Here is a 13827-nt window from a genome sequence, read left to right as displayed (position 1 = left end):
TACTCCCGCACTCCAGCGAAACGAAACCGTTTCGCTTGTGTGCTGCACCACAAGTTGCCGCGGGCCCCGCGCACCGAAAGCATTGGAGGGTGAGTGACGACGTCGCGTATCTCCGGTTCCCGCACCTCCACAAGGACTTGCTCTGCTTCGCGGCCGAGGACGACCTATGGGTCGCTCCCCTCGCCCCCGCGGGGCACCGGCCCGGCCGCGCCTGGCGCGTGACCGTCGACCGGACGAGGGTCAGCCATCCGCGCTTCTCGCCCGACGGCAGCCACATCGCCTACACGACCTGGCGCACCCTCGACCCCGAGATCCATCTGGCCCCCGTCGACGGCGGGGCCGCCCGCAGACTCACCTACTGGGGCTCGACCGACGCCCGGGTCTGCGGATGGAGTCCCGACCCCGGCGACTCCTCCCAGATCCTCGCCGTCTCCTCGCACAACCAGCCGTTCTCGTACTTCTCCTGGGCCTACAGCGTCCCCACCGACGGCAGCCCCGGCGGCAAACTGCCCTGGGGCCCGGTCGCCGACATCGCGGTCGCCGACATGGACGGAGAGCGGCGCACCCTGCTCCTCACCGGCACGCCGCCGCACGAACCGGCGGCGTGGAAGCGGTACCGGGGCGGGGCGATGGGACGACTGTGGCTCCACGGCGAGCGTCTGCTGCCGGACATCGACGGCCATCTGAACTCGCCGATGATCGTCGGGCGCCGCATCGCGTTCCTCTCCGACCACCAGGGGGTCGGAAACCTGTACTCGTGCGCGCTGGACGGCAGCGACCTGCGCCGCCACACCGACCACGACGCCTTCTACGCCCGCAACGCCTCCAGCGACGGCTACCGGGTCATCTACCAGTGCGCGGGCGAGCTGTGGCTGGTCGACGACCTCGAAGCGCCGGACGCCGTGCCGCGGAAGCTGGAGGTACGACTCGGCGGGCCGCGGACCGGGCGGCGCTCGTACCAGGTGCCGGCCGCGAGCAACGTCGACTCGCTTTCGGTCGACGAGACGGGCCGGGCGAGCGCCGTCGCCGTACGCGGCAGCCTGTACTGGCTCACGCACCGCGACGGCCCCGCCCGCACGATCACCGACACCCCCGGGGTCCGGGTCCGGCTGCCGGAGATGCTCGGCAGCGGCGGCCGGGTCGCGTACGTGACGGACGCGGAGGGCGACGACGCGATCGAGATCTCCTACCTGCCACGGGCCAGCGGCGACCGGGAACCCCGGCTGCTGGCCGCGGGGCAGCTGGGGCGGGTGGAGGAGATGACCTCCGACCCGGAGGGCGAACGGCTCGCGATCGCTTCCAACGACGGACGGCTGCTGCTCCTGGACACGGCGGAGGTGGAGGCCGCCGAGGCGGCGGCCGCCGAGGCCGGCGAAGAGGCACCCGGCTCCGGGTCGACCCGGGCCGATCTGGTCCGGGCGGTGGACGAGTCCGCCGCCCCGGCCTCCGAGGGCGAGGTCACCGAGCTGATCCGCTCCACGAACGGCCCGGTCCGCGATCTGGCGTTCTCGCCCGACGGGCACTGGCTGACCTGGTCGCATCCGGGCATCGGCCGGTCCCTGCGCCAGATCAAACTGGCGCGGATCACCGGACCCGGCTCCCCCGTCATCGTCGACGTCACCAACGGCCGCTTCGAGGACGAGAACCCCGTCTTCACGGGCGACGGCCGCTACCTCGCCTTCCTCTCCTGGCGAGGCTTCGACCCGGTGTACGACGTCCACACCGGCGACCTCTCCTTCCCGCTGGGCTGCCGCCCCTATCTGGTCCCGCTGTCCTCGGCCACCCCGTCGCCGTTCGCGCTCCTGCCGGACGGCCGCCCGGCCGCCGGCGGGCTCGACCCGGTGGACATCCCCGACGGCGGTACGGGCGAGGGGGCGGCCGTCACCGTCGAGTTCGAGGGGCTGGAGAGCCGGGTCACGCCGTTCCCGGTCTCGGCGTCGAAGTACTCGGCGCTGTGCCCGGTCAGCGGCGGCGGGCTCGTCTGGCTGCGCTGGCCGATCTCCGGCGCGCTGGGCGAGACGTTCGCCAACCCGGCCGACATGTCGGGCCGGCCCACCCTGGAGCACTTCAACATCGCCAAGGCCAGGCGGACCGAACTCGTCGACCACCTGGACTGGTTCGCGGTCAGCGGCGACGCGAGCCGGCTGGTCGTCATGGACGAGGGCGAGCTGCGCGCCGTACCGGCGACCGAGGCCGGTGACAACGACTCCACGGTCTATCTCGATCTGCGCCGCATCCTGCACGAGGTCGACCCGCCTGCGGAGTGGCGCCAGGCGTTCGGGGAGGCGGGGCGGATCATCCGCTCCTACTTCTGGGAGCCGGACATGTGCGGGATCGACTGGCCCGCGGTGCTCGACCAGTACCGGCCCCTGGTCGAACGCGTCGCGTCCCCGGACGAGTTCGCCGACCTGCTGCGCGAGGTCCTGGGAGAACTGGGCACCTCGCACGCGTACGTCTCCCCGGCCCGCCGCAACGAGGGCCCGCCGCACTACCAGCGGGCGATCGGGCTGCTCGGCGCGAATCTGGTGTGCCGGGACGGGGAGTGGCTGATCCAGCGCATCCTGCCCGGCGACTCCTCGGACTCCAAGGCGCGCTCCCCGCTCGCAGGTACGGGCATCAGGGAGGGCGCGGTCCTCACCCATGTCGACGGCCGGCCCGTCGATCCGGTGGCGGGGCCGTTCCCGCTGCTGACCGCGGCGGGCGGCACGACCGTTGAACTGACGTTCAGGCCGGCGGGAGGCGGGCGGCCACGCCGCATCGCGGTCCTTCCGCTGGTCGACGAACGGCCGCTGCGGTACCAGGACTGGGTGGCCAAACGCCGGGAAGTAGTACGGGAGTTGAGCGGCGGCAAGTGCGGCTATCTGCACATCCCCGACATGGGCGGCTCGGGGTGGGCCCAGTTCAACCGCGATCTGCGACTCGAGGTGTCCCGTCCGGCGCTGATCGTGGACGTACGGGGCAACGCGGGCGGCCACATCAGTGAACTGGTCGTGGAGAAGCTCACCCGCCGGATTCTGGGCTGGGACCTGACACGCAACGCCCAGGCCGTCTCGTACGCGTCCAGTGCGCCGAGGGGTCCGGTGGTCGCCCTGGCCGACGAGGCCACGTCCTCCGACGGCGACATGATCACCGCCGCGTTCCGGCTGCTGAAGCTGGGGCCCGTGGTGGGGCAGCGCACGTGGGGCGGGGTGGTCGGGATGACGGGGCGCCACCGCCTGGGTGACGGCACGGTGATCACGGTGCCGATGAACGCGGCGTGGTTCGACACGTACGGCTGGTCGGTGGAGAACCACGGCGTGGAACCGGACCTGGAGGCGTTGCGGACGCCGCTCGACTGGGCGGAGGGGCGGCACGCGGTGCTGGATGACGCGGTGCGGGTGGCGTTGAGCCTGCTCGCGAAGCATCCGGCGTCCACGCCGCCGACGTACGCGACGGCACCGAACCTGCGCCGCCCACCGCTGCCGCCACGCTGACCGTTTCGCGTGTGTCCTCCGGGACGAGCGCGCCGAATCGAGCCCCTCCGGCGATCGAGGAGTGGGGTCTCCGGGCCACGTCTTTCACGGGGCCCGACCCCAGTCCCGCGCACGCCAAAGGGCGCACCCGGTAAGCCGGGTGCGCCCTTCGCAGGCGCGGGCGCGCGGACGCGCAAGCGCGCAGGTTCAGGCAGCCGCAGACGTCAACGGTCGTAGCGCTCGCGCGCCTCGTCCGTCATGTCCTGGGCGCGGTCGCGAAGCCCGGACTGCTCCGAGCCCCGCTCCGACTGCTCGGACGAACGCTCGCGCGCCTCGCCCTTCTTGTCGCCCATCTTCTTCTGCTTGGCCTGGTCGGCAAGCTCCTGCGCCTTGTCCTTGAACTGGTCGGCGATGCCCATGCTGTTCACTCCTATGTGGGTGCGTGGGGGTTGGCCCCGGTGGGGCCTCGACCAGATTTACACGCCAGGACATTCCGCGCATTTCGATCACTTACTCTGCGTGCGCGCCTCCTGGTCAGCCGCGCCCCCGGCCCCCACGAGACCCTTGCGGACGCTCCCCAGCCGGTCCCCGAACCGCGCCATCTCGCGCTGCCCGACGATCCCGATGACCGTCGGCAGATAGCCGCGTATCGACTGCATCCCCCGCAGCCACCACTGCGCGTACACATGCGAGGAACGCCGCTCGATCCCCGCCACGATCCGGTCCACGGCCGGGCCCAGCGGGTACGTGCGGTTCGACGGCCACGGCAGCCGCTGCCGCAGCTCCCGCATCACGTCGTCCTCGTCGGCGCCCCGCACCATGTCCGTGTCCGTCCAGGACAGATAGCCGACGCCGACGCGCACGCCCCGGTAGCCGACCTCGGCCCGCAGGCTGTGCGCGAACGCCTCGACGCCCGACTTGGACGCGCAGTACGCCGTCATCATCGGCGCCGGAGTGATCGCGGCCAGCGACGCGATCTGGAGGAAGTACCCACGGCTCTCCATGAGCACCGGCAGGAACGCCCGCCCGGTCACCGCACCGCCGATCAGATTGACCTCGATGACCCGCCGCCACGCCTCCGGGTCGGAGTCGACGAACGGACCGCCCACGGCGACGCCCGCGTTCGCGACGACCACGTCGACCTTGCCGAAGCGCTGCTTGACCTCCTGCGCGACCCGGGCCATGGCCACATGGTCGGTGACGTCCGCGTGCCAGTGGTCGCTCTCCCCGTGCAGCCGCTCGGAGACCTGCTTCAGCTCGTCCGGCTCCAGGCCGACCAGCGCCAGCGTCGCACCGCGCGCCGAGAGCTTGCGCGCCAGCAGCTCACCCACGCCGCGCGCCGCGCCGGTGACGACGACGACCTGTCCTTCGAGACTCCGCTTGCCGCTCATGCGACCTCCTCCTTGCCCGTGGCGGCCACCGTGACGTACTCGGTCACCAGTTCCCGGATCTTCGCCGTGACCACTTCCGGGGCTTCCACCGGTGTCATGTGGCCCATGCCTGTCAGCTCGGTCAGTCCCAGGCTGTGCGGCAGCGCCGCGGCGACCGCCCGGGCGTGCACGGGCGGTGTCAGCCGGTCCTCGGTACCCGATATCACCGCGGTCGGCACCCGCAACTCCCGTACGCCGGTTTCGAGGTCGAGGTCGGCGAGCACGTTCCCCCACGCCACCCGCGCCCTGCGCGGACACGCGTGCACGATCCGGGCGCAGAGGTCGACGCGCTCGGGCGCCGAACCGGCGCCCATCGTCCCGTACTTGAGGATCTTCCTCGACAGCGGCGTGACCGGCCCGAGCGGCGCCCGCGCGCCCAGGACGGCGCGGGTGAGCCGGGTCCGGACCGCGCCGGCCTTGAACGGGAGGACCAGCGACTCGGCGAGCAGGCGCGAACTGCCGGTGCTGCACAGCAGGACCGCCGCCGCGTGCTCCCGCAGTCCGGCCCGCCGTGAGGCGGCCATCAGCGTCATCCCGCCCATGGAGTGCCCGGCGAGCACCGCCTTCTCCCCCGGTGCGAGGGTGGCGGCCAGGACGGCTTCGAGGTCGTCGGCGAGAGCGTTCGTGCTGTACCCCGCGACGCCGCCCTCGGGCGAGCGGCCGTGTCCGCGCTGGTCGTAGGCGACCACCCGGTGGTCGACGGCGAGATCCCGGATCTGGGCGGCCCAGAAGTGGGTGCTGCACGTCCAGCCGTGCGCGAGCACGACCGCGGGGGCGCCTTCGGGCCCGTGCAGTTCGACGTGGAGGCGCGAGCCGTCCGCGGAGACCACGGTCAGTTCGCTGACGGGTATGGGCGGCGCGTCCTCGCGCCGCAGCAGCCTGCTCATGCGACAGCCTCCTCGGCCGGTGCCTTGTCACCCTCGGCGGCTCCGGGCTTCCGTACCCGGATCACCTCGTACTCCGCCAGATCGACCGAGCGCGTCGCCCTGCGGAACTCGGCGGTCGTCCCCGGCCAGACCGTGGTGTTGCGGCCCTCGGAGTCCAGGTACCAGCTGGTGCAGCCGCCGGTGTTCCACACGGTGCGCTTCATCCGCTCCTGGACCCGGTGGTTCCACGCCGTCACCGCCGACTGCCGCGCACCGAGCGCGGCACGTCCGCCCAGGACGTCCAACTGGCGCAGATAGTCGGCCATGTAGTTCAGCTGGGACTCGATCATCAGGATCATGGAGGAGTTGCCGAGCCCGGTGTTGGGTCCGATGATCGTCATCCAGTTCGGGAAGCCGACCGCGGTGGCGCCGCGCAGCGCCTCCATGCCGCTCTTCCAGTGCTCGGCGAGCGTGATGCCGTCCGCGCCGACGACCCGTTCGGCGATCGGCATGTCCGTCACGTGGAAGCCGGTGCCGAAGATGATCGCGTCGACCTCGGTCTCCGTACCGTCGGAGGCCACGACCGTGGAGCCGCGCACCTCGGTCAGACCGGAGGCGACCACATCGACATTGGGCTGGGCGAGCGCCGGGTAGTAGGCGCTGGACAGCAGGATGCGCTTGCAGCCGATGCGGTACGAGGGCGTCAGCTTGGCCCGCAGCGCCGGGTCCTTGATCGACCGGGCGATGTTGGCCTTGGCGATCCGCTCCACCAGGCCGAGCTGGTTCGGGTGCTTGGTGAAGGCGCTGACCTGCAACTCCCTGATGCCCCACAGGAGTCCGCGACGCGCGGTGCCGGTGATCGGCAGCGCCTTGTGGAGCCACTTCTCGGCGCCGCTGATGGCCCGGTCCATCCTGGGCATGACCCATGGCGGTGTGCGCTGGAAGAGCGTCACCCTGGCGGCCTTCGGCTGGATGGCCGGGACGATCTGGATGGCGGAGGCGCCGGTGCCGATCATGGCGACGCGCTTCCCGGTCAGGTCGTAGTCGTGGTCCCAGCGGGCCGAGTGGAAGACCTTGCCGGGGAATTCGGCGAGCCCGGGGATGTCGGGCATCTTCGGGTCGGAGAGCGGGCCGGTCGCGGAGACGACGGCGTCGGCGGTGAGGGTGGTGCCGTTGGCGCACTCGATGAGCCAGTGCAGCTCGTCGTTGTCCCAACGCATCACGCTCACTTCGTGGTTGAGCCTGATGTGCGGGCGCAGCCCGAAGGTGTCGGTGACGTGCTCCAGGTAGGCGCGGATGTGCTCCTGCCCGGAGAAGGTGCGCGGCCACTCGGGGTTGGGAGCGAACGAGAACGAGTAGAGGTGGGACGGTACGTCGCAGGCGCAGCCCGGATAACTGTTGTCGCGCCAGGTGCCGCCGACCGAATCGGCCCGTTCCAGGACGACGAAATCGGTGGTGCCTTCGCGGCGGAGCCGGACAGCGGCGCCGAGGCCCCCGAAACCGGATCCGATCACCGCCACTCGTACATGCTCGTGCTGGGCCATGCTGCCGCCTCCCGCGGTACGTCACACGACTCTGCCAGCAATCACTGGCATTGTTGGGAGAGTAGAGCAGCACCGTACTGATGGGTAGGGGTCGGACCAAGGAAAGTTACCGGCGGTACAACATAGGGTGCCCCTGTGGCAGAAGGACGCGAGCACCGTGAGTACCGCATGGAGGAACTGGCCAAGGAGGCCGGCATCTCCGTACGGACCCTGCGCTTCTACCGGGAGCGCGGACTCATCCCGCCACCGCGCCGCGAGGGCCGCATCGCCTGGTACGACGACCACCACCTCGCCCGGCTGCGCACCGTGACGGGCCTTCTGGAACGCGGCCACACCCTCAACGGCATCGCCGACCTCGCCGCCACCTTCGACAGCGGCCGCGATGTCGCCGAGGTGCTCGGCCTGGGCGAACCGACCGAGGAGACCCCGGTCCGGCTCACGCCCGAGCAGCTCGCCGACTACTTCGAGGGCGAGGCCACCCCGGAGAACCTCGCCGCCGCCCTCGACCTGGGCTATCTCGGCACCGACGGCGACGAGATCGTGCACATCAGCCGCCGGCTCCTCGACGTGTCGGCGGAGCTCGTACGGGAAGGGGTGCCCCTCGCCACGGTGCTCGACTCGGGCCGCCGCGTCCGCGAGCACGCCGAAGCCCTCGCCGACCTCTTCGTGGAGGTCCTGCGCGCCCACACCACCGAGCAGGAACCGGCCCAACTCCGCCCGCTGGCACGGGCGGTGGTGGACGCGGAGCTCTCCATGGCCCTGGACCGCAGACTGCGACGCGACGAGAGCCCGTCCGACGGACCGGTGCCGGACGGCCCCTAGATCGCGCCCGCGGCGTCTGCCCGCGGCGTCACCTCTCGTACGTGACCGTCACCGGCGCGTGGTCGCTCCACCGCTCCCCGTGCGTGGCGGCGCGCTCGACCCACGCCTTGACCGCGCGCGCGGCCAGTCCCGGGGTCGCCACCTGGTAGTCGATGCGCCACCCCGCGTCGTTGTCGAAGGCCCGCCCCCGGTAGGACCACCAGGAGTACGGCCCCTCGGTGTCCGGATGCAGCGCCCGCACCACGTCGACGTACGCGGCCTCGTCGAAGACCCGGGTCAGCCACGCGCGCTCCTCCGGCAGGAATCCGGAGCTCTTCCTGTTGGCCTTCCAGTTCTTCAGGTCGGCCTCCTGGTGCGCGATGTTCCAGTCGCCGCAGACCAGGACCTCGCGGCCCTCGGCGGCCGACCGCTCCCTGAGCCCCATCAGATACGGCAGGAACACGGCCATGAACCGCTCCTTCTCCTCCTGCCGCTCCGTGCCGACCTCACCCGACGGCAGATAGAGGCTCGCGACCGTGACGCCGGGCAGGTCGACCTCCACATACCGGCCGCTCGCGTCGAACTCCGCGCCCTCGGTCCCTCCGAAGCCGCCGAAGCCGATCTGCACCCGCTCCGGCGCGTGCCGCGTACAGAGGGAGACACCGGCCCGCCCCTTGGCGGCGGCGGGCGCGTGGACGGTGTGCCAGCCCTCGGGCTCCCGCACCTCGGCGGGGAGCTGCCCCGGCTCGGCCCGGACCTCCTGGAGGCAGATCACGTCCGCTTCGGTCTCCGCCAGCCACTCGACGAAGCCCTTCTTCGCGGCGGCACGGAGGCCGTTTACATTTACGGAGGTCACAGTGAGCATCAGGGAACAGTACCGACAGACCCGGATCGCATACATGTACCATCACCCGTATGAATATCCAGCCTCGGCCTTTCGACCACCCCGATGCCGTCAAACTCAACGATCAGGTCCAGCTCGAATACGCCGAGCGCTACGGGGACGAGGGCGACATCACACCCCTCGACGCGACCATGTTCGATCCCCCGCACGGGCTGTATCTGCTCGCCTACGACGAGTCGGACCGGCCGCTCGCCACCGGCGGCTGGCGTTCCCAGGAGCGGAACGAGGAGGGCTACTCCGACGGCGACGCCGAGATCAAGCGGATGTTCGTGGTGCCCGAGGGCCGGGGACTCGGCCTGGCCCGGCGCATCCTCGCCGCCCTGGAGGCCGACGCACGCGCCGCCGGTCGCACGCGCATGGTCCTGGAGACCGGCGACCGGCAGCCCGAGGCGATCGCCCTGTACACGTCCAGCGGCTACACGCCCTGCACGAAGTTCGGCCACTACCGCACGTACGACAGCAGCATCTGCATGGCCAAGCCGCTCCAGCAGCCCTGAGACCTCACAGGCAGGCGAGGAACCCGAGCAGGGCCGCGTTGAACCGTTCCGGCTGCTCCAGGTTCGGCAGGTGGCCGGCCCGCTCGACGACGGCGATCCCGGAGCCCGGGATCAGCCCCTGCGTCACCCGGGCGTCCTCGACCGGCGTGTAACCGTCGTCCGCGCCGACCACGACCAGCACGGGCACCCGGGCCCCGGCGAGCGATTCCCGGTAGTCGGGGCGCTCGGCACGCCCACGCAGGGCGGCGGCGGCCCCCTCGGGCGCGGTGCCCCGCATCATGCCGAGGACATGGGCGGCGACGTCGGGCAGCTCCGTGACGTTGTACGGGGCCATCATCTTGTCGATCACCTCGTCCGCGTACCCGCCCATCCCCTCGGCGAGCAGCCGGTCGGCCATGCCGTTACGGAAGACCCGGCCCTCCTCGCTCTCGGCGACCGGCGAGGTGTCCGCGAGGACCAGCCCCGCCACACGTGCCCCGTACCCGCGGTGGAACTCCATGGCGATCTGCCCGCCCATGGACAGCCCGCAGACCACCGCCCGACGGACCCCCAAGTGATCGAGGAGCGCGGCGATGTCGTCCGCGAAGTCCGACAGGAGGGTACGCCCCGGCACGACGCCACTGGCGCCGTAGCCCCGCAGGTCCGGCGCGATGACCCGGAACCCGCCCCGCACGAGCACCTCCACCTGCGGCCGCCACATGGTCCGGTCGAACGGATGCCCGTGCACGAGCACGACAGGCAGACCGCTGGAGGGCCCCAGATCGTCGTAGGCGATGACGAAGCCATGCCGCGTAACGAACTCCATACCTGCCCGGTCCCCCCTGCTCGACATACCCACAGTCTTCCGTCACCGCCCTCTCTGCCGCCACCGCCCCATAATTGAACACGTTCACTAATGCTGCCAAGATGACGAGCGCAGGCTCGACGCCATGTCGAACCGCGGTCGTTCATGGTGCCCGCGACCGGGCATGCACGACTCGGTACCCGCGCTGCGAGACGAGCCCCGGGCCCGGCTGATCCCCTCACACCATCCGAACACTCCACGGCACCTGAGACCTACACGTGGACGTTCGAGTTGCGGCGCGACACCAAGAAACAACCTCGGACCAGGGCAGATGCCCTCACCGAACCCCTCGCAACAACATTGCTAATGTGCTGTGTTGGCGCAGACCGGGGAGGGGAACGATGGCGTTCGACGACGAGTGGGCACAGCTCAAGTCAGAGGCTCAGAAACGGCATTCTGTGCAGACGCGACTCAACGCGACGGGGTCTCAGCCTGACAGCGCCGGGTCCGAGGCCGACCTGGTGGTTCATCAGGACGACCTGGGCGCGGTCGGCAATGAGGCCTTTCGCATCCACGGCGAGTTGCTGAAGCGTGCCGACATCGCCGGTGCCGGGATGGACAAGGCCGGTGCTGGGACGACCGCCCGGGCCGCGGCGGAGTTGCAGGGCCGGAACTTCGGCGCGGGCAGTGAGTTGTACACGACGCTCGAAGTCTGGAGCTCACAGGTCAAGACGGTCCTGCAGATGTGCGCGCACATCTCCAACCACCTGGACCATTCGAAAAAGATGCACGCCAAAGACGATGTGGAGATCGCCGCCGCTCTGAGGCGAAGGGACGGCTCGGCGGTCCCGGTGTCGGACATATTGAAGTATGTGAAGTGAGCGGGGAGCAATGGGGGCGTTCACCTATACAGATCTCATCGAAGTGGACCTCGGAAAGCTGAGTGCCGCCGCCGACGACTGGGCGTCCACGGCCGCCGGCCTGGAGAAGCTGAGAACCGAGGTCTACAGCGGTCTTCTGCAGTTGTCGGACGGGGCCCGGTGGGCAGGCGTGAACGCAGCGGTCACCAAGGATTTCGTCCGCAAGACGGCCAAGGAGATCGGGGACCTGCACCTGGAGGCCAAGAGCATCGCTGCTGTCCTCGAGGACAGCCACGGTGAACTGACGTACATCCAGAAACGCGCCAGGGAGCTGTCCGCGGAGGCCCGTAAGGGAAATCCCGCGCGAGCGGCAGGCCCGGATCCGGGCCTGGTGGTGACGGACGGCCCCAACGGGACAGTGAAGGTTACCGAAGCCTTCTGTGACGCAGAAGGAACCTCGCAGCGGACCAAGGACCTGATGCAGTGGTACGCCGACACCCTCACAGGGCTTGTGGCTCATGCGTCGGAGGTCGACGCAGCCGTGACTCGCGCCCTGAAGAAGAGCCACGGCGGCGACCCGCACAACGCGGGACACGCGACGTACACCTCGCTCGATGAGGACCAACTGCCACGTGCCATGACGCTGGCTTCGCACGGTGACGACGCGAACCCGGAGCAACGGGCCGAACTGCGGCGACTCTGGACGTCGTTGAGCCCGCAGGCCCGCGCCGAGTTGTGGAACGGGCACAAGGACGACCTCCTGGCCGCCGGGCTGCTCTCTCCGTCGGTCAAGCAAGCCGCTCCCGACCGGGGATCCGGTCCGCACGGCGTCGAGGAACCGGGAGCGGAGGAGCGCAGGACTCGCGAGAAGATGAACCTGATCGCCGAGACGGCCGACTGGACGGGCGACAACGACGCCGCACGGCACATGGCGCATTACCTGGGGAACAGTGGAACGGACATGGATCTGCCCATGGACAAGATGATGTCCGAGGTCCCCGGGTTCCGTACGCACATCGAGGATGACATCAGGGGGCACCAGGACGCATGGCGCGAGCAGGCGCTTGCGGAGTTCCGGAGGAACGGCGGGCAGCCGGTCTCGATACCGGTGGAAACCAGCAACCGGGACTTCAGCTTCACCAAGGACGTCAACGAGAACTGGTTCTACGCCGTTGGTTCCACCCGGTCGAACGTGACGGGAGTGGTCACCGTCGTGCCGGACGCGAACGGCGAACCCAAGGTAGGCCTCGACTATCAGGCCAACGCCTGGGACCGCTACAACTGGGACCAGGACAAGGGGGTGACCATCGACCTCCCAGGAGGAGGCGACATGAGCATCCCGGACGGCCAGATGGCCCGGCTGCACACCACGGGCATCGCCCGCGAATTCGACATGGCGGGCAGCAGTTCCGTAAAGCACTACGATCTGGGCGGCCCCGCTCCGAACTACGATCCTCTTCCGCATCCGGACGAGCCAGGGCGTGAGGGCGACCGCACGGACCCCGGTCGTGAGCAGCAGGAAGGGCGATAGAGGTCGACAGATGAACAACTCCAGCAAGAACGCTTCCGGCGAGCAGCCCACACGTCGCCGTCGGTTGCCGGTCGCAGTCGTCGTCGCGCTGGTGTTCCTCGCATGCGTCGCCGCCGCAATAGGCGCGTTCGCCTACGTCGCCGACGATGTGTCGTCGGATCTCTCGGAGCAGGAAATGACCTGCTGCTGGGAGGACGGAGCCACCCCGGCCTGGATGAGCGGGCAGATGGGCATCCGCATACCGGAGGCGGCATCGGACCGACGTGCGGGTTACAAGGTCGGGCAGCGCTACGACACAGGCCTGCTGTCCTTCGTTCTTCCCAGCACGGAGGCGGGAGCCTACACGGACCGGCTTGTCCGAGAAGGCACCGAGATGGTCGGGAACTTTCATCCCGAGAAGAAGGATTACCGACCCGCCGCCGCCTTCGCGCACCTCGGGCTGGCCGAACCGGAAACGTTCGTCCAAGGGCTGCGGAAGACCAGCCTCTGCCCCGATGAACTCACAACCCCCGAAGGCAAGTACCTTCAGCGTTGCGTAGACCTCTTCGCGCACGACTTCAAGCCAGGCACAACGCGGATCTACGTCCGGTCGACCATCGAACCCTCCGTGACGCCGCCACCGGCGAGCACCAGCCCGTAGGGCCGGACGGTCCCGGAGCCACTGCGTGCGCTTCACACCGAAGCCCGGTCCTCCCGGTTACCGCCCTCTGACCGCAGTTCTTCAGCGACAGCCCGTCCAGCACCGCCCACTCGCTCACTCGCTCACTCGCTCACCCGGTGGGCATAGACGCAGTCGTCGACGCCGCCTTCGCCCAGTACGCCCTGGAGGAGGACCAGGCCCTACGACTCTGTTTCGACCCCTATGTTCCCGGAGGACCGGTGGGGCACCGCACCCGATGAGATCCTGGACGTCATGGTGCGTATCGGCTTCCACCTCGAGGACGATTCTCCGGAAACGGATCTGTCCTCACGCTCTGGCTGAGCACCTGACCGGCGTGGCCATCCCTCCGGCGCTGCTCCAGGACGCGACCTTCATCCTGCGCCACTGTCCAGGTCCGATGACGTCGCGCGACCGCCCTCCTCGTGCCTGCCCTGTGCATGCGGTGTGGATGATGGCGCGGTGACAAACATCAGTGACGCCCACGTGAAGGTCCACTT

Annotated in this window: 14 protein-coding genes; 8 read left to right on the top strand and 6 right to left on the bottom strand. The window is 69.8% G+C overall.

What is annotated here, in order from left to right; genetic code table 11:
- Positions 1–89 precede the first annotated feature (89 nt).
- Positions 90–3473: a S41 family peptidase gene (locus AC07FA_RS25785; RefSeq protein ID WP_479078572.1), complete on the top strand. Its 3384-nt coding sequence runs from the start codon at positions 90–92 to the stop codon at positions 3471–3473.
- A 203-nt stretch (positions 3474–3676) separates the two neighbouring features.
- On the opposite strand, the gene AC07FA_RS25780 is transcribed toward AC07FA_RS25785, so the two are convergent.
- From AC07FA_RS25780 to AC07FA_RS25765, 4 genes are all read right to left on the bottom strand, one after another.
- The gene (locus AC07FA_RS25780; protein WP_479078799.1) at positions 3677–3871 is read right to left on the bottom strand and encodes a hypothetical protein; all 195 of its coding nucleotides are present in this window, start codon (positions 3869–3871) and stop codon (positions 3677–3679) included.
- A gap of 87 nt (positions 3872–3958) precedes the next feature.
- Positions 3959–4843 (bottom strand): SDR family oxidoreductase, encoded by an 885-nt coding sequence (locus tag AC07FA_RS25775; protein WP_479078571.1) that lies wholly within the window; start codon positions 4841–4843, stop codon positions 3959–3961.
- Entirely contained in the window at positions 4840–5769 is a 930-nt protein-coding gene (locus tag AC07FA_RS25770) for an alpha/beta fold hydrolase (RefSeq protein WP_479078570.1), read from the bottom strand. The genes AC07FA_RS25775 and AC07FA_RS25770 overlap by 4 nt, the downstream gene beginning before the upstream one ends.
- Positions 5766–7292, bottom strand: a complete 1527-nt coding sequence (locus tag AC07FA_RS25765; RefSeq protein ID WP_479078569.1) for a flavin-containing monooxygenase — start codon at positions 7290–7292, stop codon at positions 5766–5768. Before AC07FA_RS25765 ends, AC07FA_RS25770 begins: the two co-directional genes overlap by 4 nt.
- Before the next feature lie 168 nt (positions 7293–7460).
- Between AC07FA_RS25765 and AC07FA_RS25760 the strand changes: the two genes are divergently transcribed.
- Positions 7461–8114: a MerR family transcriptional regulator gene (locus AC07FA_RS25760; RefSeq protein WP_479078797.1), complete on the top strand. Its 654-nt coding sequence runs from the start codon at positions 7461–7463 to the stop codon at positions 8112–8114.
- Positions 8115–8142: 28 nt separating this feature from the next.
- Here the strand turns inward: AC07FA_RS25760 and AC07FA_RS25755 are convergent, their stop codons facing one another.
- On the bottom strand, positions 8143–8958 hold the full coding sequence (locus AC07FA_RS25755) for an exodeoxyribonuclease III (protein ID WP_479078567.1): 816 nt from the start codon (positions 8956–8958) through the stop codon (positions 8143–8145).
- A 50-nt stretch (positions 8959–9008) separates the two neighbouring features.
- Here AC07FA_RS25755 and AC07FA_RS25750 point away from each other — a divergent pair, with 50 nt between their 5' ends.
- Entirely contained in the window at positions 9009–9494 is a 486-nt protein-coding gene (locus tag AC07FA_RS25750) for a GNAT family N-acetyltransferase (RefSeq protein WP_479078566.1), read from the top strand.
- Between the two features lie 4 nt (positions 9495–9498).
- On the opposite strand, the gene AC07FA_RS25745 is transcribed toward AC07FA_RS25750, so the two are convergent.
- Positions 9499–10326, bottom strand: coding sequence for an alpha/beta fold hydrolase (locus AC07FA_RS25745; protein ID WP_479078564.1), 828 nt, complete (start codon positions 10324–10326; stop codon positions 9499–9501).
- 353 nt (positions 10327–10679) lie between these two features.
- Between AC07FA_RS25745 and AC07FA_RS25740 the strand changes: the two genes are divergently transcribed.
- From AC07FA_RS25740 to AC07FA_RS25720, 5 genes are all read left to right on the top strand, one after another.
- Positions 10680–11159, top strand: a complete 480-nt coding sequence (locus AC07FA_RS25740; RefSeq protein WP_479078562.1) for a hypothetical protein — start codon at positions 10680–10682, stop codon at positions 11157–11159.
- A gap of 10 nt (positions 11160–11169) precedes the next feature.
- Positions 11170–12669, top strand: coding sequence for a hypothetical protein (locus tag AC07FA_RS25735; protein ID WP_479078561.1), 1500 nt, complete (start codon positions 11170–11172; stop codon positions 12667–12669).
- Positions 12670–12679: 10 nt separating this feature from the next.
- Complete coding sequence (locus tag AC07FA_RS25730) at positions 12680–13309, top strand: hypothetical protein (RefSeq protein ID WP_479078559.1); 630 nt, start codon at positions 12680–12682, stop codon at positions 13307–13309.
- 137 nt (positions 13310–13446) lie between these two features.
- The gene (locus tag AC07FA_RS25725; protein ID WP_479078819.1) at positions 13447–13569 is read left to right on the top strand and encodes a hypothetical protein; all 123 of its coding nucleotides are present in this window, start codon (positions 13447–13449) and stop codon (positions 13567–13569) included.
- Entirely contained in the window at positions 13532–13651 is a 120-nt protein-coding gene (locus AC07FA_RS25720) for a DUF6461 domain-containing protein (RefSeq protein WP_479078557.1), read from the top strand. The genes AC07FA_RS25725 and AC07FA_RS25720 overlap by 38 nt, the downstream gene beginning before the upstream one ends.
- Positions 13652–13827 lie beyond the last annotated feature (176 nt).

The organism is Streptomyces sp. NPDC045968 (assembly GCF_056430475.1).
This window is presented reverse-complemented; position numbering and strand designations above follow the sequence as displayed.

Coding starts and splice junctions, on each gene's coding strand:
- AC07FA_RS25780 (WP_479078799.1), bottom strand. CDS start 3,871: ATGGGCATCGCCGACCAGTTCAAGGACAAGGCGCAGGAGCTTGCCGAC.
- AC07FA_RS25775 (WP_479078571.1), bottom strand. CDS start 4,843: ATGAGCGGCAAGCGGAGTCTCGAAGGACAGGTCGTCGTCGTCACCGGC.
- AC07FA_RS25770 (WP_479078570.1), bottom strand. CDS start 5,769: ATGAGCAGGCTGCTGCGGCGCGAGGACGCGCCGCCCATACCCGTCAGC.
- AC07FA_RS25765 (WP_479078569.1), bottom strand. CDS start 7,292: ATGGCCCAGCACGAGCATGTACGAGTGGCGGTGATCGGATCCGGTTTC.
- AC07FA_RS25760 (WP_479078797.1), top strand. CDS start 7,461: ATGGAGGAACTGGCCAAGGAGGCCGGCATCTCCGTACGGACCCTGCGC.
- AC07FA_RS25755 (WP_479078567.1), bottom strand. CDS start 8,958: ATGCTCACTGTGACCTCCGTAAATGTAAACGGCCTCCGTGCCGCCGCG.
- AC07FA_RS25750 (WP_479078566.1), top strand. CDS start 9,009: ATGAATATCCAGCCTCGGCCTTTCGACCACCCCGATGCCGTCAAACTC.
- AC07FA_RS25745 (WP_479078564.1), bottom strand. CDS start 10,326: ATGTCGAGCAGGGGGGACCGGGCAGGTATGGAGTTCGTTACGCGGCAT.
- AC07FA_RS25740 (WP_479078562.1), top strand. CDS start 10,680: ATGGCGTTCGACGACGAGTGGGCACAGCTCAAGTCAGAGGCTCAGAAA.
- AC07FA_RS25735 (WP_479078561.1), top strand. CDS start 11,170: ATGGGGGCGTTCACCTATACAGATCTCATCGAAGTGGACCTCGGAAAG.
- AC07FA_RS25730 (WP_479078559.1), top strand. CDS start 12,680: ATGAACAACTCCAGCAAGAACGCTTCCGGCGAGCAGCCCACACGTCGC.
- AC07FA_RS25720 (WP_479078557.1), top strand. CDS start 13,532: ATGTTCCCGGAGGACCGGTGGGGCACCGCACCCGATGAGATCCTGGAC.